Raw genomic sequence first — 18,155 nt, forward strand, 5'->3', positions numbered from 1 at the left:
GGGTATCCGTGACGTCCGAAACCCATGAGCTGACTTACTTGCAGCACCTCGAAGCCGAGTCCGTGCACATCCTCCGGGAGGTGGTGGCGACACTCGAACGGCCGGTGCTGTTGTTCTCCGGCGGCAAAGACTCGGTGGTGCTGCTGCACCTCGCCGCACGCGCCTTCTGGCCGGGGCCGGTCCCGTTCCCCGTACTGCACGTGGACACCGGCCACAACTTCGCCGAGGTCCTCGCTTTCCGCGACCGTGCGGTCGAACGGTTCGGAGTGCGCCTTGTCGTCGCGCGAGTGCAGGATGACATCGACGCCGGCCGGGCCGTGGAGGAGACCGGGCCGCGAGCGAGCAGGAATCGTTTGCAGACGGTCACGCTGCTTCGCTCGATCACCGAGCACCGCTTCGACGCGGTGTTCGGGGGTGCGCGCAGGGACGAGGAGAAGTCCCGCGCGAAGGAACGGGTGTTCAGCGTCCGGGACCGCTACGGACAATGGGATCCGCGTGCGCAGCGTCCGGAACTGTGGCGCCAGTACAACGGGCAGCACGGTCCGGGGGAGCACGTTCGGGTATTCCCGTTGTCCAACTGGACCGAACTCGACATCTGGCAGTACATCGACCAGCAGCGGATCGCCCTGCCCGGCCTGTACTACGCACACCGGCGCAGCGTGCTCGAACGTGACGGGATGCTGATGGCACACAACGAATTCGTACGTCCCCTACCGGGAGAGGAGCCGTTCGAGGCGTCCGTCCGGTTCCGCACCATCGGCGACGCGACCTGCACCGGATGCGTCGAGTCGGTGGCCGCGACGTCCGCGGAAGTCGTCGCCGAAGTGGCGGCCAGCACCGTGACCGAACGCGGTGCCACCCGCGCGGACGACCGGATATCGGCCGCAGGCATGGAGGACCGCAAACGGGAGGGGTATTTCTGATGGCTCCCTTGTTGAGAATCGCCACCGCGGGCAGCGTCGACGACGGGAAGTCCACCTTGATCGGAAGGCTTCTCCTGGACTCGAAGGCGGTCTTGGAGGACCAGCTCGCCGCGATCGAGACGGACACCGGACCGGACCTCGCCGCGCTCACCGACGGCCTGCGCGCGGAACGCGAACAGGGGATCACGATCGACGTCGCATACCGGTACTTCGTCACGGACAAGCGCAAGTTCATCATCGCGGATACGCCGGGACACGTGCAGTACACCCGCAACATGGTGACCGGTACCTCGACGGCGGATCTGGCGCTGACCCTGGTCGACGCGCGGCACGGTGTCCTCGCGCAATCCCGGCGGCACGCGCTGATCGCCGGTCTGCTCGGTGTCGGTCACCTGGTGCTGTGCGTGAACAAGATGGACCTCGTCGATTGGTCCCGGAATCGCTTCGAGGAGGTCCGCGACGAGTTTCTGCGCGTGGCCGAGCGGCTCGAGATCCCAGACCTGACCGTCATCCCCGTCTCCGCCCTGCGCGGGGACAACGTCGTCCACCGCGGTACGGAGATGCCGTGGTACGAGGGCGTGCCGCTGCTCCAGCACCTGGAGGAAGTCCACATCGCGGCCGACCGCGACCTGGCCGAGGTGCGTCTTCCCGTGCAGTACGTGATCCGGGACGCCGACGGCCGTCGCAGCTACACCGGGACCATGGCCGGGGGAGTCCTGCGCCCCGGTGACGAGGTCGTCGTCCAGTCCTCCGGCTTGAGTACCACCGTCGAGAGCCTTCACGGTCCGGGCGGGACCGAGCTGGCCACCGCCTTCCCGCCGCATGCCGTCGCCGTGCGCCTGTCCGACGAACTGGACGTCGGCCGCGGTGATCTGCTGTGCGGTCCGCGCGGCCGGCCCGCGACCGGGCACGATCTCGACGCACTGGTCTGCTGGCTGACCGACGACGGCGAGCTGACCCCAGGGTCGCGCTATCGGCTGCTGCATACGACCCGCTCGGTCCGCGCCGAGGTGCGGGAGGTGGACCACCGGCTGGACATCGACACGCTGGACCACGACACCACCGCGACCGGCCTCGGGCTCAACGACATAGGCCGGGTCGCCATCCGGACACAGAAGCCGTTGGACTTCGACGCCTACCGGAGCAATCGCGACACGGGCAGCTTCATCCTCGTCGACGAGAGCACCGGCAACACCGTCGCCGCCGGGATGATCCAGGAGGGCGTCGGCAGCACGTCGGACATCCGATGGCATCCCTCGACGGTGAGCCGGGAGGACAGGGCGGGCACCGGGGGAACGGTGTGGCTGACCGGCCTGTCCGCCTCCGGGAAGTCCACCGTCGCCGCCGAGCTGGAACGACGGCTCGTCACCCAGGGCCGGGCCGCCTATCGCCTCGACGGAGACAACCTGCGGCACGGCCTCACCGCGGACCTCGGGTTCGGCGCCGCCGACCGCGCCGAGAACGTGCGCCGGGTCGCCGAGGTCGCACGGCTGTTCGCGGACGCCGGCCTGGTCGCCATCGTCTCCCTGATCAGCCCATACCAGGCCGACCGGGATCGCGCCCGGCGGCTGCACGAGGACGATGGGCTGCCCTTCGCCGAAGTCTTCCTGGACACCCCGCTGTGGGTGTGCGAACAGCGTGACCCGAAGGGGCTCTATGCCCGTGCACGGGCACGCGAGATCGTCGGATTCACCGGTATCGACGCTCCTTACGAGGCGCCCGCCGACCCAGAGCTCACCCTTTTTCCACACCGGTCGACGCCCGCCGAGCTGGTGGACCGGATTCTCGCGTTGACCGGCCAGTGGGGCGTCGTGCGTGAGGTACGGGACGGCACTCGTGGTGCCCGCGGGGAACGGTGACCGCCGAGGGTTTCGTGGCGCTGGCGGTCGCGCTCGTGACGATCTTGACGACGGCGCGGCTGCTCGGCGTCCTGGCCCGGCGGCTCGGCCAGCCACCTGTGATCGGGGAGATCTTGGGCGGCATCCTGCTCGGTCCCACTCTGGCCGACGGAGCGGTGACCAGGGCCCTGTTCCCGCTCGAAGTGCGCCCGGCGATGACGGTACTGGCCGACGTGGGCATCTGTGTGTTCATGGTCTTCGTCGGCCTGCACGTCGATCGCGGGCTGTTGCGCGGGCACGGCCGCATCATGTCGACCATCTCGATCAGCGCCGTCGTGGTGCCGTTCCTTGCCGGAGTACTGCTGGCGTCGGTGCTCGCCGACCGCCACGCCGACGGTGGCGGCCTGGTGTTCACCCTGTTCATGGGGGCCGCGCTCGCCTGCACCGCGTTTCCGGTGCTGGCCAGGATCCTCCGCGATCGTGACCTCCTCGACACGCCCATCGGTGGGCTCGCCCTGGCCTGCGCGGCGCTCGACGACGTCCTGATCTGGTCGCTGCTGGCGGTGGTGGCGGCGATCGCCGGAGCGGGCACCGATCCTGCGCGGGTCCTGCTGGTGGTGCCCATGGTCGTCGTACTTCTCACGGTGGTGCGCCCGCTGACGAAGCGATGGCTGCGACGGCACCCCATGGACGGAATCCTGCCCGGATGTCTCCTGTTCGTGTTCCTGGCGGCCGGTGCGACGGCGTGTTCACTGGCCACCGACTGGATGGGATTGCACCTGATCTTCGGCGCGTTCATGTTCGGCGTCGCCATGCCTGAGGGTGGCGCCGCGTTCCTGCGCGAGCGCGTCCTGCCAAAGGTGGAGCGGGGCACCGAGACCTTGCTCATCCCGGTCTTCTTCGCCAGCGCGGGGATCGGCGTCGATCTGTCCACTGTAGACTTGGTCGGGCTGGGTGAGTTCGGGCTGATCCTGCTCGCCGCCGTCGGTGGCAAGGGGATCGGCGGCTATGTCGGGGCGCGGATCTGCGGTGTCCGGCGACGTCATTCGGCCGTGCTGTCCATTCTGCTCAACACTCGCGGTCTCACCGAACTGATCCTGCTGAACGTCGGGGTGCAGATCGGCGTGCTGGACGCGGACCTCTATTCCCTCATGGTCGTCATGGCCTTGGTGACCACCGCGATGACGGGGGCGTTGCTTCGCGTGGTCTATCCACCCGCTGTCGCCTGCCTGGATCGACGCGGCGCCGGTCGAGTCGGCGACAACCCGGCCGAGCATGACCGCGCCAGGTCATGACCACCTGGCAGGGAGGGCCTGACCACGCCTCGAACTCCCGTCGGTGACAATTCGGCCGTTGGCGGCGCGGTCGACCACCGCCGGTCGCCAGTGGACAGTCCTTTTCAGACACATACTGCCTTCCGGTGATATCCGCCGTAGCGGTCGGGTAACGTCCGTTGCGCCGGTGGGAACGGTGTGGTCTGGTAGCGGGATCCGCGATCGGGTGGAACGGGTTCGAGTGAGCTCGCGGTCGCGGCGGGTGAGGAGGCGGGGGTGTCGTTCGTCTTGGCGCGGCTGCTGGCCCGCTGGGTTTTGCAGCAGGGCTGGATGCTTCCTGTCGTCGTGGTCATTTTCGTCTTCGCGACCAGCTGGCCGCTGATGGTGCTCGCCGAACCCGCGGGCAGCGCGCTCGTCCAGCCGGGGAATTACTGGTGGTACTTCGTGGTCACGGCCGCGACGGTCGGCTACGGCGACTTCTCGCCGGAGACCACCGCGGGGCATTTCGTCGGTGCCTATGTCATCATCGGCGGGATCGCGACGCTCACCACGGTGTTCACCAAGCTCGCTTCCAGGCTCGAACAGGCGAAGGGACGGCGGATGCAGGGGATGGAAGCCGTACGGGCGAGCGGGCACACGCTGCTGATCGGCTATACGCCTGGCCGTACGGAGCGGATCGTCGCCCAGCTTGTCGCCGACGGCGTGACCGGACTCGTCCTGTGCGCGAGCGACGAAGTACAGGTGCATCCCATGCCGTCGCGGCCGGTGGACTTCGTCCGTGGCGACCCGACGGCGGCCGACGTGCTCGCCCGTGCCGCCGTCGCGGAAGCGGGCACCATCCTGGTCGACATGAGCGACGACAACGAGGCCTTGGCCGTCGCGGTGACGGTGGACCACGCCAACCGGTCGGCACATGTCGTGGTGACGTTGCGGGACATGGAGAAGTCCGAGCTGGTCCGTTACGTGGATCCGCGGATCAAATGCGTGCAGTGGCACACGCCGCGGATGGTCACGGAAGAGCTGACCTCCCCCGGAATCACCGAGGTCTACTCCGAGCTGATGACGGCGGGCGGAGCGGGGACGTACTCGGTCGCCTTGCCCGAATCGCTGGGGCGGCTGAGCACCGAGAAATGCCGGATGGCGCTGGGCCGGTCTTTCGGTGCCACGGTGCTGGCCGCGCGGACCGGCGACGATCTGGTGGTCAATCCGTCGTGGGACGGAGAACTCCCGGCAGGCTCGGTGCTCTACTACGTCAGCCCCCGGCGCCTCACCGGCACGGAGATCGAAACCGCTTTGCGCGGCCTCGGCCGTTGATCCCATGCCGGAGAGCGGGCTGTGCCGCAGCTCATCGGTCGCCCAGCACCCGGAGCACGCGGAATCGTGCCAGCCGGTGCAGCATCTCGCCCATCGCGTCGGGCCGGATCTGACCGTCGAGATCCGCATGGGCCGACCGCACGATGTCGTCGACGGCCGCCGCCGACAGCGAGGCCGCGAACTCGCGGGAAAGCCATTCGCGCACTTCTTCGGTGATGTCGTCGGTCCGGTGATCGTGGACGGTCATGTCCCTCCTCCTCACGACGACTGCCTTCATTGTGTCGGCGGTGGAGGGGAGTGCACCTGACGAGTGCCTGACGTTTGCGGCGGAGGAGTGCACGGCGTCGGCGCCACCGATCGGCTGGAGACGGTCGGGGTCATGGTCGGGACGAGGGTGGCGATCGGCTCGGGTTCGTCTTGGGTGGTCACCCCGCAGCCGCCGAGACACGCCACCACGGCCGAACCGAGCAGGAGCGAGCGAAGGTTCATGTCGTGGCTTCCGGGAGTTCGACGACGAAGCGGGCACCACCGCCGGGCCGGTCCTCGACCCAGACCGTGCCGCCGTGGCGGTGGACGTGGTCGGCGACGATGGCCAGCCCGAGGCCGCTGCCGGTTTCGCGGTCGCGGCGTCCGGCGTGCAGACCGCGCGCGAAGCGTTCGAAAATGCGTTCGCGCAGCGCGGGCGGGACACCGCTGCCGGCGTCGTCCACTTCGATCCTCGCCCGATCACCGTTCCTGCGCACGGTCACGGCGACGGCGCCTTCGCCGTACCGGTCGGCGTTGTCGAGCAGGTTGGTGACGACCCGGTCGATACGACGGCGGTCGGCGGAGACGAGTGGGGTGCCGGGCTCGGTGTCGATGCGCACCCCGGCGGCGTTCCTGCTGTCGACGACGTTGCGCACCAGGGCGTCGAGATCCACCAGCTCGACGGAGTCTTCGGTGTCGTCCTGATCGGCCCGGGATATTTCCAGCAGGTCGACGACCATCCGCTGGAAGCGGTGCAGTTCCGTGCTGAGCAACCCCAAGGCCTTGCGGGCCGTTTCCGGCATGGCGTCCTGCCTGCGGACCATCACTTCGGTGACGTTGATCATCGTGGTGAGCGGTGAGCGGAGCTCGTGACTGACGTCGGCGGCGAAGCGTTTGTCGCGGCGGACCCGTTGTTCCAGTTGCTCGGTCGTGGTGTTGAAGCTGGTGGCCAGCGGGGCGAGGTCGGGGTCGTTCTGGTGGGGGAGCCGTGTCGTGAGATCTCCCCGTGCGACGCGGGAAGCGGCCCCCCGGAGCGCGGCGAGCGGGCGAAGGGCCCTTTTGGTCGCCCAAGCGCCGAGAGCGACTCCGAACAGCGCGGCGACGACCGTGCCGGTGATCAGCAGGAAGCTGAGGTACCGGAACGTGCGATCGAGCTCCAGCAAGGGATACAGCTCGACGTAGATGCTGTCGCCGCTGCCGACCGGGGTCGCGATGGCGAGGACGGGGATGCCGTCGGCGGTGAAGCGTTGTCTTGCCGCGACGCCGTCGCGGGCGCTCTCCAGGAGACTCGCGGGCACGGCCTCGGGCCGGATCTGCCGTCCGCTGGTGAGCCAGCCGTCCGGCCGCGACAGCAGGATCGACGAGTCTGGACCGCTGGCCAGCCCGGTCAGCAGTTCGTCGAGGTTGTCCGAGTGTTCCGCCAGCGCCTTGTCGACCAGGCCGACGTTGACCTCGGATTGCCGGGCGGTGCTCTGCTCGCGCTGGTCGAGCATGTAGCCGGTGGTCAGGTTCCAGGTCGCGATGCCGAGCACCGTCATCACCAGCGCGAGTCCGAGACCGAACGCGGCCGCGACCCGCCAGCGCAGGGAAAGCCGGCGCACCGTGGCGCGGACCGCGCGGGTCATGAGCCGGAGGCGATTTGGTAACCGCGTCCGCGCACGGTCAGCACCAGCGTCGGATTGTCGGGGTCCGGTTCGATCTTGCGGCGCAACCGTCTGATGTGGACATCGAGCAGCCTCGTGTCCCCGAAATAGTCGTGGTCCCACACGCGTTGCAGCAACTGCTCGCGGGTGACGACCTTCCCCTCGGCCGACGTGAGCTCTGTCAGCAGACGGAATTCGGTGCGGGTCAGGTGCACCGGTGACCCGTTCCGCAGCACACTCTCCTCGTCGGGCCGGATCTCGAGCCCGCCCAAGGTGAACCGGGACGGGGGAGGCGGTGCGGCGCGGCGGAGCAGGGCCCGGATCCGCGCCGCGAGCTCCCCGGCGACCAGTGGTTTGGTGACGTAGTCGTCCGCGCCTGCTTCGAGGCCCGCGATGACGTCCTGGGTATCGGCGCGGGCGGTGATCACGATGATCGGCAGCGCGCCTCGGCCGCGCACCGACCGGCAGACCGTGAGGCCGTCGATGCCCGGCAGCATGAGGTCGAGCAGGACGACGTCGACCTGGATCCGTTCGAGGAGTTCGAGACCGTCTTCGCCGGTCGCCGCGCACTCGATGTCGAAACCTTCATCGGCGAGCGCCAGGCTCAGGGCCTCACTGATCATCGCGTCGTCTTCGACGAGAAGTACACGAGTGGACACAGCCGGCATCTCCCTTCCGCCGACCAGACTTCCCGGCACACCGCGGCCGACGATAGCAGGGCCGCGCCGGAACCCCGGCTTGAACGCCGACCTCGATCGTAAGGCACTCGTCAGTTGCGATGGGTCGTCGTCGTGTCAGGGTGAATCACAGTCGCCGAACCCGAGGGAGGGACCACGACGTGACGACGACCGATGTGTTCACGGCGGAGAGCGAGGTTGTCACCGCACAGGAGATCCGCCCGGAAGTGCGACGGCGGCGTGACGACGCGGACCGGCTGTGGGCCGTCGCCGCCGGGCATCGTGCTTCGGCCGCGGAACTCGAAGCGGGAGAGGCGCCGGATTCCTTTCAGCGGGCGAAAACGCGACGTCTTCTCGGCGAAGTGGCCGCACATCACGGATTCGCGTATCACGAACTCGCCAACGCGACGGAAGCCCGAGTCAGGGCCGAGGCCCTGCCCCGCGAATCTCCACAAAGGACGTTGCTGCTGGACAGGTCGTTCTCCGCGATCCGGCGTGCCGAAGCACATCGTGAACGCGCCGCGGCGTGCACGGCGAGGACGGCCGGAAACGAAACGGCCGCCCGGAGGCACGAGGCGGCCGCGCGGGAGGCGGACAGCCGTGCCGCGGAGGCGCGCACGGTTTGACCACGGGCCCCGGCGCCGATCGTAAGGTTTTCGTCAGGTCTGGCCCGGCGTCTCCGTGACAGGCTCGGTGTGCGCCGCACACCGGGTCATGAACGAGGAGACACGATGCCGCCCACCGTCAGGCTGCGGAGCAGGGCACTCACCGAGTTGCTCCATGGCGACGCCGTGAAGCCGGCGACCACCACGATCGGACAGCCGGACACCGGGCGCACCGGCGACAACGGGGCGGCGCGTGCGAAGCGGCTGCGAAGTGAAGCGGCCCGCCTGCGCCGGGTCGCGGGGGAGTACCTGGACCGGGCGGCCGAACTGGTCGCCGAGGGCGAGCCTATGCCGGCTCGGCGGCTACGGGATCTCGCCGAAATGTCGTCCTGTCACTACATGGCCTACGACGAGCTCGCGATCGCCGTGGAGTACCGGGGCAGGGCCGGACGGTTCGCGCGCGGGTCACATGCGCACGAGGTCGAGGTGCAGCGCGCTTACGCGGCCATCAGACGTGCCGAGGGACAGCGGGAACGCGGAGAAGCCGTCCGGCGGAGAGGCGACGCGTTCGCGGAAGCCCGCCATCGAAAGCTCGCGGAGGAGGCCGAGGAAAAGGCGCGAGTCGCGGAGCTACGGGCGGCCGAGCTGCTGGAGGCCCAGGCCGGGAGGAGAGGAGAAGTGCCATGAGATCGAGCGACGGGCGGCGTCCCGTTTTCGGCAGGCTGGATCCGTTCTGCCTGCTCGCCGCCGTTCCTGCCGTGCTGGTCGGCGCCCTGATGGCGACTCAGGGATTGTGGCCGCTCGGGCTCGGATGCGTGGCCTTCGCCGGGCTCGTCCTGCTGTTCGATTCCTGGGCGAACCGGCCGGACCCGGCCCCGCCCCTGCGACGGCATGTCCCGGATCGGCCTATGAGGACGGCGCCGGTGCGCCGACCTCGGTAGGTCGTCCGCCGGAGAAGCGGCTCGTGCCGAGCCAGGCGATGGCCTCGCGCACGGATCCACGAGGCCCGGTGATCACGATGGCCTTCTCCCGCAGCGCTTCCAGCCAGTCCGTGTGACCGAGCCAGACCCTGGCCAGCGCGCCGAGGGTGCAGTCGATCCGCATCGCTTGGGGCAGCCTCGGATCGTGGACGGTCGGTGCCGCGACGGTTTGGGAGAGCACGAGCCACCACCAGCGCGGCCCTGGCGATTCGGCGAACCGGAAATGGACCGTCACCGCGTTGGCGGGCAAGGCGGAAAGGTCGATCCCGCGGGCGATGTCACGCAGGAGAAGGCCGGGGTCGAGGTCTCCGTGCCGGGGCGGCGGCAACCAGCGCGCTCCCCAGTTGCCAAGGGGTTCGATGACCGCCGACAGCTCGCGGCCGGCCTCGGTCAACTCCGCGCCGCGTGGCCGATCCGGTGGCAGCAGGGTGACGAGACCCGCGGTCTCCATCTTCCGGAGCCGTCTGGTCAGCAATCCGCCGGACATACCCGGCACTCCCCTCGCGATGTCGGGGAACGTGGTGCTGCCGTGCAGCAGTTCACGGATGATCAGCAGTGTCCACGGTTCGCCGACCACCTCGGCCGCCAGCGCGATCGGGCAGTGCTGTTCGTAGCGCATCAGCGCACCTGGACGACGGCGCCGAACGACCGGACAGTCACGTCCTTGGCACTCGGGGTCTCTACGCTCATCGCTCTCCTCGCGTGCCTTCGACCTCCGGTCATTCTTCCGGTTTCGCGCGGGAGTGAACCTGACGACTGCCTGACGATTCCCCTGGTGCCCGCGCACCGGTGGGAGTACATTTCCCGCAGGTGCGCCGGGAAGTCTGGTCGGCAACGGAATTCGCCGACCACGAAAGGCTCCCATGTCCTCTGTCGCACCGTCACGTCCTCCGGCGGTCCGCGTCGATGGCTTGACCAAACGGTTCGGCCACACGCTCGCTGTAGACGATCTCTCGTTGACCGTGTCTCCCGGCGAGGTGTTCGGCTTCCTCGGCCCGAACGGTGCGGGCAAGTCCACCACCATCCGGCTGCTGCTCGGCCTGATCCGCCCGGCCGCGGGGACGGCGACGGTGTTCGGCGTTCCCGCCGCCGATGTCCGGCGGGCACATCGCCTGCTGGGCTACGTGCCGGGTGACGTCGCGTTGTGGCCGGACCTGACCGGCGGTGAGATCCTCGCATTGCTGGCCAAGGTCGGCCCGGGCGTCGATCCGGGCTATCGCGCCGAACTCGTACGCCGCTTCGAGCTGGATCCCGGAAAGCCCGCCAAGACCTATTCGACCGGCAACCGCCAGAAGGTCGCGCTGGTCGCCGCGTTCGCCAGCCGGGCGCCGTTGCTCGTGCTGGACGAGCCGACCAGTGGACTCGATCCGTTGATGGAACAGGTTTTCCGGCGATGCGTGGCCGAGGCACGGGAGCGCGGGCAGACGGTGTTCCTTTCCTCCCACCAGCTCGCCGAGGTCGAAGCCGTCTGTGACCGGGTCGGGATACTCCGGGCGGGACGGCTGGTGGAGATCTCGGGAATCACCGAGTTGCGGCGTCTGCGCCGAACTTCGGTGGAGATCGGCCATCGGGGCCCGGAACCGTCTCTTGTGGACGTTCCAGGGGTGATGGACATCGAGCGGCTGGACGAGGGACGCCTGCGGTTCACCTTGTCCGGGCCACCGGGCCCGGCGTTGCGAGCGCTCGCCGCCGCCGAGGTCACCATGCTCGCGATGCGTGAACCGACACTCGAGGAGATCTTCCTCGACTACTACGGTGAGACCGCGCGATGACCACGACACCGGCGGAAACGGTGAGGCCGAGGTCGGAACGGGAGATCGCGGCACGAGGGAGTGCGGGCGGAGCCGTCACGCGGCACTTCGCGCGGCGGGTCCGGCGAGGGGCACTGCTCGTCGGCCTCGCGGCCGCGGGGATGTCGGCCGTCGTGGCGGGCCAGTATCAAGCCACCTTCGCCGGAGAGCTCAACGGCGCGGCGCTGCGGGCGCTGGCGGAGAACCCCGCCATCCGGATCCTGTTCGGGCCGCCGGTCGCGCTGGACGATCCGGGCGGGTTCACCGTCTGGCGCACGGGCACCCCCGTCCAGATCCTGGCCGGGGTGTGGGCGTTGCTGACCGCCACCCGGCTCACCCGCGGCGAGGAGGACGCCGGCCGCGCCGACCTGCTGCTCGCGGGCCGTCTGCGCGCGGTCGATCAGCTGAGGCGGGTCCTGGTCGTACTGGGTGCCGCGGCGGCCGCGATCGCCGCGGCGGTGGCCTTGGCGCTCCTGGTCACCGGGACCCGGCCCGAGGGAGCGCTCATCCACGCCGCGGGTCTTTTCGGCGTGACGATGACCTTCGCCGCGGCGGGCGTCCTCGCCGCGCAGCTCGTGCCCGCCCGCTCCACCGCCACGGGGCTCGCTGTCGCGGCGCTCGGCGGCGGTCTGGCGCTGCGCATGATCGCCGACGGGGTCGGCGCGCTGTCCTGGGCCTCGTGGGGTACTCCGTTCGGCTTGACCGCACTGACCGCGCCCTACGCGGACGACAGGATCGCTCCGTTGCTCGTCCTCGCCGTGTTCCCGGTGCTGCTCAGCGCGGCGGCGACGCTCGCCTGCTCGCGCCGGGACGTCGGCCGGGGAGTGCTGAACCCTTCGAGCGGCAGGCGGCGGCCGAGGATACGGCTGCTGGGATCGGTCACCGGCTTCGCCGTCCGGCGCGCGATGCGCCCCACCGCGGCCTGGTCGCTGGCGATCGGGGCCTACTTCCTGCTCGTCGGAGTCCTCATCGGGTCGATTCTGCGTTTCCTGCGAGAGAACCCGCGCTTCGCGGAACTGGCGTCGGCCGCGGGATTCGGTGGCCTCGGCACCGCCGAGGGATTCGCGGCGGCGATGTTCAGCCTGCTCACGATCCCTGTCGGTCTCTACGCCGCGACGCGGATCGCCGCCTTCGCCGCGGCCGAGACCGATCGGCGGCTGACCCCGCTGCTGGCACTGCCCCTTTCCCGGCACCGCATCGTGCTCACCGAACTCCTGGTCACGGGGCTGGGTGTGCTGGGCCTGCTGGCCGCCGCGGGATCGATGATCTGGTGTGGTGCGGCCATCGTGAGTGCTCCGCTGTCCATCACGGCGGCCTTCGCCGGAGCGGCGAACGTCGCGCCGGTCGCCTTGCTCTCGCTCGGGGCCGCGGCTCTAGCGCTCGGCTGGGCACCGCGCGCGGTCGCGGCGGTGGGGGCGCTCCCCGTAGCCGGAGGGTTTCTGTTCACCGTGATCCTGCGCAGTACTGACGCGCCCGAGTGGCTCACGTACTTCTCCCCGTACTCCCATCTGGCCGCCGTGCCCGAAGTACCACCCGACCGGTTCGCGACCGTTCTTCTCCTGCTCGTCGCCGGGGCGTTGGCGGCACTCGGCGTCCTCGGCCATCACCGCCGGGACCTGAGCGGCTGAACCGGCGGGTGCGGCGACAATACTGGTACGTGAGAGGGTGGTGTGGAGCGCTGAGGAAGGAACCGGTGTGGGCGAGCGGATGCAGATCGGCGAGGTGGCCGAACGCACCGGGCTGTCGTTGCGGACGATCCGTTATTACGAGGAAGTCGGCCTGGTGGTTCCCAGCGCGCGCAGCCAAGGCGGTTTCCGGCTCTACACCGACCCGGACGTGGACCGGCTGGAACTGATCAAGCGGATGAAGCCGCTGGGGTTCCAGTTGGAGGAGATGCGCGATCTGCTGGCCATTCTCGACCCGACGCCGGGAAGCCCCGAGATCGAGGACCCGGCGGCTCGCCTGGCGGAATTCGGGGCGACCGCTGAAAAGGCGTGCGCGGAGCTGCGCGCGAAGCTGGTGATCGCCGAGGAATTCGCCGCTCTCCTGCGCTCGCACGATCCCAGCCGCACACGTTCGTAGTCGCCGGACGTGATCCCGCCCTCAATCGGGCCGGGCACCTTCGCGAATCGCGGATCCATACTCTAACGTAAGGTGAGAGTTGCCGGCGGCACCGTGACTGATCCGGGTCAGCTCGCGCCCACGTCTCTTCAGCGCCGAGAAAGTCAGGTCGTCCGTCTGTGTCGAGTCTTGTGACCCAGGTGTCCACGCGGCTGCGCCGCACACGCCCGTCGTGGTCGTCGCCCAAGGTCGCCCGCACCGAAATCCTCGCCGGTCTGGTGGTCGCGCTCGCGCTGATCCCGGAGGCGATCTCCTTCTCGATCATCGCGGGCGTGGACCCGAGCGTCGGGCTGTTCGCGTCGTTCACCATGGCGGTGGTGATCTCGATCGTGGGCGGCCGTTCGGCGATGATCTCCGCCGCGACCGGGGCGATCGCGCTCGTGGTCGCGCCCCTGGCGCGTGAGCACGGGCTGGACTACCTGATCGCCACGGTGATCCTGGGCGGCCTGTTCCAGATCGTGCTCGGCTCGCTGGGCGTGGCCAGGCTGATGCGGTTCGTGCCGCGCAGTGTCATGGTCGGCTTCGTCAACGCACTGGCGATCCTGATCTTCCTGGCGCAGGTGCCCGAACTGATCGACGTGCCGTGGCCGGTGTACCCGCTGTTCGCGGGCGGGCTCGTGCTGATGGTGCTGTTCCCGAAGCTCACCAAGGTGATTCCCGCGCCGTTGGTGTCCATTGTGGCTTTGACCGCGCTGACGATCGCCGCGGGGATCGCGGTCCCGACCGTGGGGGACAAGGGTGTCCTGCCCTCCTCGCTCCCGGCGCCCGGCGTTCCCGATGTGCCGTTCACCTTGGGCACGCTCGGCATGCTCGCGCCCTACGCGCTGGCGTTCGCCCTGGTGGGCTTGATGGAGTCGCTGATGACGGCGAAGCTGGTCGACGACATCACCGACACGCATTCCAACAAGACCCGCGAGGCCATCGGGCAGGGCGTCGCGAACGTCGTCACGGGTTTCTTCGGCGGGATGGGCGGCTGCGCGATGATCGGGCAGACGATGATCAACGTGAAGACCGCCGGCGCCAGGACCCGGCTGTCGACGTTCCTGGCCGGATCCTTCCTGATGATCCTGTGCATCGTCTTCGGCCCACTGGTCTCGCAGATCCCGATGGCGGCCCTGGTGGCGGTGATGGTGCTGGTGGCTTTCGGGACCTTCGACTGGCACAGCGTCGCCCCGGCCACGCTCAAGCGGATGCCGTGGGGCGAGACCCTCGTCATGGTGGTCACCGTGGCCGTCGTGGTGGCCACCGACAACCTCGCCATCGGTGTGGTCGTCGGCTCGATCACCGCCATGGTGATCTTCGCGCGCCGCGTCGCGCATCTGGTCGACGTGACCGCCGTGGTCGACCCCGACGGCACCCAGGTCGTCTACGCCGTCACCGGAGAGCTGTTCTTCGCCTCCAGCAACGACTTGGTCTACCAGTTCGACTACGCGAACGACCCGGAGAAGGTCGTCGTCGACCTCACCGACGCCCATATCTGGGACGCTTCCACCGTCGCCGCACTCGACGCGATCACCACCAAGTACGCATCACGTGGCAAGACCGTCGAGATCGTCGGGCTGAACAAGCACAGCGCGCGCATGCACGGGAAGCTCTCCGGCGAACTCACGGGCAGTCATTAGTCAAAAGTGGCGTGATCGAGTCAGTGGTGGAGTGGGTCGCCAAGGAGCCTGGCGTGCTCTTGACCGTCCACAAGGGACGCTGCTCGGGTAGCGACGGTTCTAACCGCCCTTGCCACTCGCGACCCGGAGGCCGGAGGCGAAGGCTCCTTTCACCGCGTCAGACGCGGCGAAGGGAGCCTTCAGCCCACCGCCGGCCCCATCCGCGAGCAGGACTCGCAGGACAGCGCCTAGGCTTCGCGTGCGGCCCGCTGGAGCCGTTCGATGGTTTCGTCGATCCAGTCGACCCAGGTCTGGGCCATCATCTCGCCTGCCCGGCGGACCGAGTCCCAGACGAGGGGATCGAGTTCGCCGCCGCCGGTGAGGGCCGAGGCCGCCGCGATCTGGTCCGGCAGTTCGACGGCGAGCCGCTCGCGGTCCTTGACGTGGAGGTCGCGCATCACGCGGAGCTGGGTCACGGTGTCTTCCAGCGGACGGGAACCGGCGAAGAAGAAGCGGACCATGAAGGGCACGCGGACCGGGTCGAGTTCGGTGACCAGTTCGCTCAGCCAGGAATCGAACGCCGTCCGCCCGGCGTCGGTGATCGTGTACACGCGGCGGTCCGGCCTGCTCTGCTGTGGCTCCACTTCGGACACGACCAGCCCGTTGTCCTCGAGCTGGCTCAACGTGCGGTAGATCTGGCTGAGCTGGGCGGGCCAGACGAAGTGGATGCTGGCGCGGATCGCGGTCGCCAGATCGTAGCCGGTCATCGGCTGCCGGAGCAGGAAACCCAGCAGGGCGAATCTGAGCATCGGGCTCCTTCCGGCGGGAGACCCGGAGAATAGCAATCGATCAGCTCCGGTCCGCGTGCCGTGCGAACCAGGCGGCGAGGAGTTCGGTGACGTGCCGGGGTTGTTCGCGGTGCGGCCAATGTCTCGTGTCGAGCCAGTGCAGTTCGGAGCGCTCGCACAGGGCGGCACTGGGTTCGGCGAGATGCCGTCCGAGCGCACCGTCGTGGCGTCCCCAGATGATCTGGGTCGGTACGCGTACCGTCGGGTCGGATTCGGCGCGCCGCGAGCGCCACATCGTCCGGAACATCGCGCGGTACCAGAAAAGCGGCCGTTGGATCGTGCCGGGATGACGCCAGACGGCGCGGTGCCGGTCGAGGTCGGCCTCGCTCAGCCGGGCGCCGTGTCCGAGCATCGCCGCGAGGACCGCGCCGCCGCGCGCGCCGAGGACGGCCTCGGCGAGACCGGGGATCTGGAACGCCACCATGTACCAGCTCCGCAGCAGCTGGGAAGGCATACGTCTCAACGACTCGGCGAACACCTGCGGATGCGGGCAGTTGACGATGGTCAGCGACCGGACCAGATCGGGCCGGTCGATCGCCACCGCCCAGGCCACCGCCCCGCCCCAGTCGTGCCCGACCAGATGGACCGGCGCCGCGTCCTGCCGCTCGATGAGGAGCACGATGTCGTCGACCAGCCGCGGCATCTCGTAGTCCGCGACGGTGGCGGGTTTGGACGAAAGGCCGTAGCCGCGCTGATCCGGCGCCAGCGTCCGGTACCCCTGTTCGGCGAGCGCGATCATCTGCGGCTCGAAGGTGAACCAGAGATCGGGCCAGCCGTGGAGGAACAGGGCGGCCGGACCGTCTTCGGGGCCGTCGGTCTCGACGTGGAGCAGGACGTCGTCGACGTCGACGAACTGTGGCCGGAACATGGGGCTCCTCGCTCGGACGGGTTCAGGCGGCGCCGAGTACGGCGGCGACGGTCGCGGACAGGGGGCCGGGATCGCGGTCACGCAACGGCCGCAGCACCCGGCGGGCGATCCGCGGGGAACCGAGCGACGACAGCGGCCGGTGGAGATTGAGTACGTCGTTGAAGGCCAACGCCACCTCGGGATCCAGCGCCGCCGCTCGTTCCAGGCGGTTGCGGTAGCCCTCACCGAACCTGGCCGTCCACGGTGCACGAACCCCTTCGGTGCGGCATCCGTAGCGAAGGTCCTCGCCGAGCGCGAGGCGCCACGCCTCGGCGGACGTGGCGGCGATGGCCCGTGCCGCCCGGCGCCCGAACCCCGCGTCGTCGCCGTCGGCGAGTACCCGGCCGAGCGCGGCCGCGGAGAGGGCGGCCACGCTCATTCCCTGGCCGTAGATGGGATTGGCCGCGCTGGCGGCGTCGCCGAGCGCGAGCACGCCTTCGGGCATCTCGCGAGCGCGGTCGTAGTGCCGCCGGGTGTTGCTGCGGACACGGAAGGTGCGGATCGGGCCGGCCGGCGTCGAGCGGCGAAGTGCCTCGGCCACCACCGGTGCCGTCAGCCGGTCGGCGAAACCGCGCAACTCGGCAAGGTCCGCCGGAACCGGTCCGCGCCGGGCGATCGAGCCGAACGAGATGTGCAGGAGGCCGTGTTCGACGCGAAGCACGACGCCGCCGACGGAGGAGCCGGATTCGGCCTGGCCGCCGAGGATGGCCAGCCACTCGGGATCGAAGGACGGATCGGGTTCGGTGACCACGCTGACGTAGCGCACGTCGGAATGGACGACCGAACGCGGCGGTGGCCGGTACCCGATCCGCTCGAGCCACTGCGGCAGCGGCGAGTTCCGGCCCGACGCGTCGACGACCAGATCGGCGCCCAGCTCCTCGCCGGGCGTCCGGACACCGGTGACCCGGCGGCGGGACCGGTCGGTCAGCAGCCCGGTGGCCGGTGTCCGGTCCAGGACCGTGACGTTCGGCAGTGCCCGTACGCGGGCGCGGATCGCGTGTTCGAGCAGGATCCGGCTCGCCCCGAAACCCGCGCTCCACCAGGCCGGTATCCGGATGGTCGTCGCGCCGCGGACCAGGAAGAGCGAACGATCTCCCAGCGCGGGATCGCCGGAACCAGGGGTGAGCGCGCCGCCGTCGGCCAGCTCCGCCGACAGGCCGGGGAACAGCCCGACCAGTACCCGGCGGCCGGAGCCCAGCAGGCCGTGCGCGTGATGCGACTGCGGCACGAAGCGCCGATGCCCCGGAAGATCCGGGAGCTCGTCACGCTCGACCACGACCACCTCGTCGTAATGCTCGGACAGAACCCGTGCGGTCACGAGACCGGCGATCCCCGCGCCGAGCACCGCTGCCCGGCCGGAGCGTCGATAGGACATTGTTCATATATAA

Annotated in this window: 18 protein-coding genes; 11 read left to right on the forward strand and 7 right to left on the reverse strand. The window is 69.4% G+C overall.

From position 1 onward, the window contains the following. Positions 1-8 precede the first annotated feature (8 nt). The 4 genes from cysD (at position 9) to ACFVM3_RS13905 (ending at position 5,349) form a co-directional block, all read left to right on the forward strand. Positions 9-923 (forward strand): sulfate adenylyltransferase subunit CysD, encoded by a 915-nt coding sequence (cysD, locus tag ACFVM3_RS13890; RefSeq protein ID WP_378438592.1) that lies wholly within the window; start codon positions 9-11, stop codon positions 921-923. Next, positions 923-2,782 carry an adenylyl-sulfate kinase gene (gene cysC / locus ACFVM3_RS13895; protein WP_378438594.1) on the forward strand — a complete coding sequence of 620 codons (1,860 nt, stop codon included), beginning with the start codon at positions 923-925 and terminating at the stop codon, positions 2,780-2,782. The genes cysD and cysC overlap by 1 nt, the downstream gene beginning before the upstream one ends. Continuing rightward, positions 2,779-4,056, forward strand: a complete 1,278-nt coding sequence (locus ACFVM3_RS13900) for a cation:proton antiporter (protein ID WP_378438596.1) — start codon at positions 2,779-2,781, stop codon at positions 4,054-4,056. The genes cysC and ACFVM3_RS13900 overlap by 4 nt, the downstream gene beginning before the upstream one ends. Before the next feature lie 255 nt (positions 4,057-4,311). Further along, positions 4,312-5,349, forward strand: a complete 1,038-nt coding sequence (locus ACFVM3_RS13905; RefSeq protein WP_378438598.1) for an ion channel — start codon at positions 4,312-4,314, stop codon at positions 5,347-5,349. A gap of 31 nt (positions 5,350-5,380) precedes the next feature. Here ACFVM3_RS13905 and ACFVM3_RS13910 read toward each other — a convergent pair whose 3' ends face one another. The 3 genes from ACFVM3_RS13910 to ACFVM3_RS13920 form a co-directional block, all read right to left on the reverse strand. Next, the gene (locus tag ACFVM3_RS13910) at positions 5,381-5,596 is read right to left on the reverse strand and encodes a hypothetical protein (RefSeq protein WP_378438599.1); all 216 of its coding nucleotides are present in this window, start codon (positions 5,594-5,596) and stop codon (positions 5,381-5,383) included. A 238-nt stretch (positions 5,597-5,834) separates the two neighbouring features. Further along, positions 5,835-7,220 carry a sensor histidine kinase gene (locus ACFVM3_RS13915; protein WP_378438601.1) on the reverse strand — a complete coding sequence of 462 codons (1,386 nt, stop codon included), beginning with the start codon at positions 7,218-7,220 and terminating at the stop codon, positions 5,835-5,837. Then, positions 7,217-7,906: a winged helix-turn-helix domain-containing protein gene (locus ACFVM3_RS13920; RefSeq protein WP_378438603.1), complete on the reverse strand. Its 690-nt coding sequence runs from the start codon at positions 7,904-7,906 to the stop codon at positions 7,217-7,219. The genes ACFVM3_RS13915 and ACFVM3_RS13920 overlap by 4 nt, the downstream gene beginning before the upstream one ends. 170 nt (positions 7,907-8,076) lie before the next feature. Here ACFVM3_RS13920 and ACFVM3_RS13925 point away from each other — a divergent pair, with 170 nt between their 5' ends. The 3 genes from ACFVM3_RS13925 to ACFVM3_RS13935 all read left to right on the forward strand — a co-directional run bounded on the left by ACFVM3_RS13925 (position 8,077) and on the right by ACFVM3_RS13935 (position 9,461). After that, positions 8,077-8,541, forward strand: coding sequence for a hypothetical protein (locus ACFVM3_RS13925; RefSeq protein WP_378438605.1), 465 nt, complete (start codon positions 8,077-8,079; stop codon positions 8,539-8,541). Between the two features lie 105 nt (positions 8,542-8,646). After that, on the forward strand, positions 8,647-9,207 hold the full coding sequence (locus ACFVM3_RS13930) for a hypothetical protein (protein WP_378438607.1): 561 nt from the start codon (positions 8,647-8,649) through the stop codon (positions 9,205-9,207). Beyond that, positions 9,204-9,461 carry a hypothetical protein gene (locus ACFVM3_RS13935; protein WP_378438609.1) on the forward strand — a complete coding sequence of 86 codons (258 nt, stop codon included), beginning with the start codon at positions 9,204-9,206 and terminating at the stop codon, positions 9,459-9,461. Before ACFVM3_RS13930 ends, ACFVM3_RS13935 begins: the two co-directional genes overlap by 4 nt. On the opposite strand, the gene ACFVM3_RS13940 is transcribed toward ACFVM3_RS13935, so the two are convergent. Further along, entirely contained in the window at positions 9,427-10,119 is a 693-nt protein-coding gene (locus ACFVM3_RS13940; RefSeq protein WP_378438611.1) for a winged helix-turn-helix transcriptional regulator, read from the reverse strand. The genes ACFVM3_RS13935 and ACFVM3_RS13940 overlap by 35 nt on opposite strands. 244 nt (positions 10,120-10,363) lie before the next feature. Here ACFVM3_RS13940 and ACFVM3_RS13945 point away from each other — a divergent pair, with 244 nt between their 5' ends. The 4 genes from ACFVM3_RS13945 to ACFVM3_RS13960 all read left to right on the forward strand — a co-directional run bounded on the left by ACFVM3_RS13945 (position 10,364) and on the right by ACFVM3_RS13960 (position 15,033). Continuing rightward, positions 10,364-11,272, forward strand: a complete 909-nt coding sequence (locus tag ACFVM3_RS13945) for an ATP-binding cassette domain-containing protein (RefSeq protein ID WP_378438612.1) — start codon at positions 10,364-10,366, stop codon at positions 11,270-11,272. After that, positions 11,269-12,918 carry a polyketide antibiotic transporter gene (locus ACFVM3_RS13950; protein WP_378438614.1) on the forward strand — a complete coding sequence of 550 codons (1,650 nt, stop codon included), beginning with the start codon at positions 11,269-11,271 and terminating at the stop codon, positions 12,916-12,918. The genes ACFVM3_RS13945 and ACFVM3_RS13950 overlap by 4 nt, the downstream gene beginning before the upstream one ends. A gap of 67 nt (positions 12,919-12,985) precedes the next feature. Next, the gene (locus ACFVM3_RS13955) at positions 12,986-13,372 is read left to right on the forward strand and encodes a MerR family transcriptional regulator (RefSeq protein ID WP_378438616.1); all 387 of its coding nucleotides are present in this window, start codon (positions 12,986-12,988) and stop codon (positions 13,370-13,372) included. Positions 13,373-13,551: 179 nt separating this feature from the next. Next, positions 13,552-15,033: a SulP family inorganic anion transporter gene (locus ACFVM3_RS13960; RefSeq protein ID WP_378438618.1), complete on the forward strand. Its 1,482-nt coding sequence runs from the start codon at positions 13,552-13,554 to the stop codon at positions 15,031-15,033. A gap of 227 nt (positions 15,034-15,260) precedes the next feature. Here the strand turns inward: ACFVM3_RS13960 and ACFVM3_RS13965 are convergent, their stop codons facing one another. The 3 genes from ACFVM3_RS13965 to ACFVM3_RS13975 are packed head-to-tail and all read right to left on the reverse strand — an operon-like array spanning position 15,261 to position 18,142. Further along, entirely contained in the window at positions 15,261-15,821 is a 561-nt protein-coding gene (locus tag ACFVM3_RS13965; RefSeq protein WP_378438620.1) for a PadR family transcriptional regulator, read from the reverse strand. 40 nt (positions 15,822-15,861) lie between these two features. Next, complete coding sequence (locus tag ACFVM3_RS13970) at positions 15,862-16,728, reverse strand: alpha/beta fold hydrolase (protein ID WP_378438622.1); 867 nt, start codon at positions 16,726-16,728, stop codon at positions 15,862-15,864. Positions 16,729-16,750: 22 nt separating this feature from the next. Then, positions 16,751-18,142 (reverse strand): NAD(P)/FAD-dependent oxidoreductase, encoded by a 1,392-nt coding sequence (locus tag ACFVM3_RS13975; protein ID WP_378438624.1) that lies wholly within the window; start codon positions 18,140-18,142, stop codon positions 16,751-16,753. Positions 18,143-18,155: the final 13 nt, after the last annotated feature.

The organism is Amycolatopsis sp. NPDC057786 (assembly GCF_042797905.1).
In the GTDB taxonomy this organism is placed as follows: domain Bacteria; phylum Actinomycetota; class Actinomycetes; order Mycobacteriales; family Pseudonocardiaceae; genus Amycolatopsis.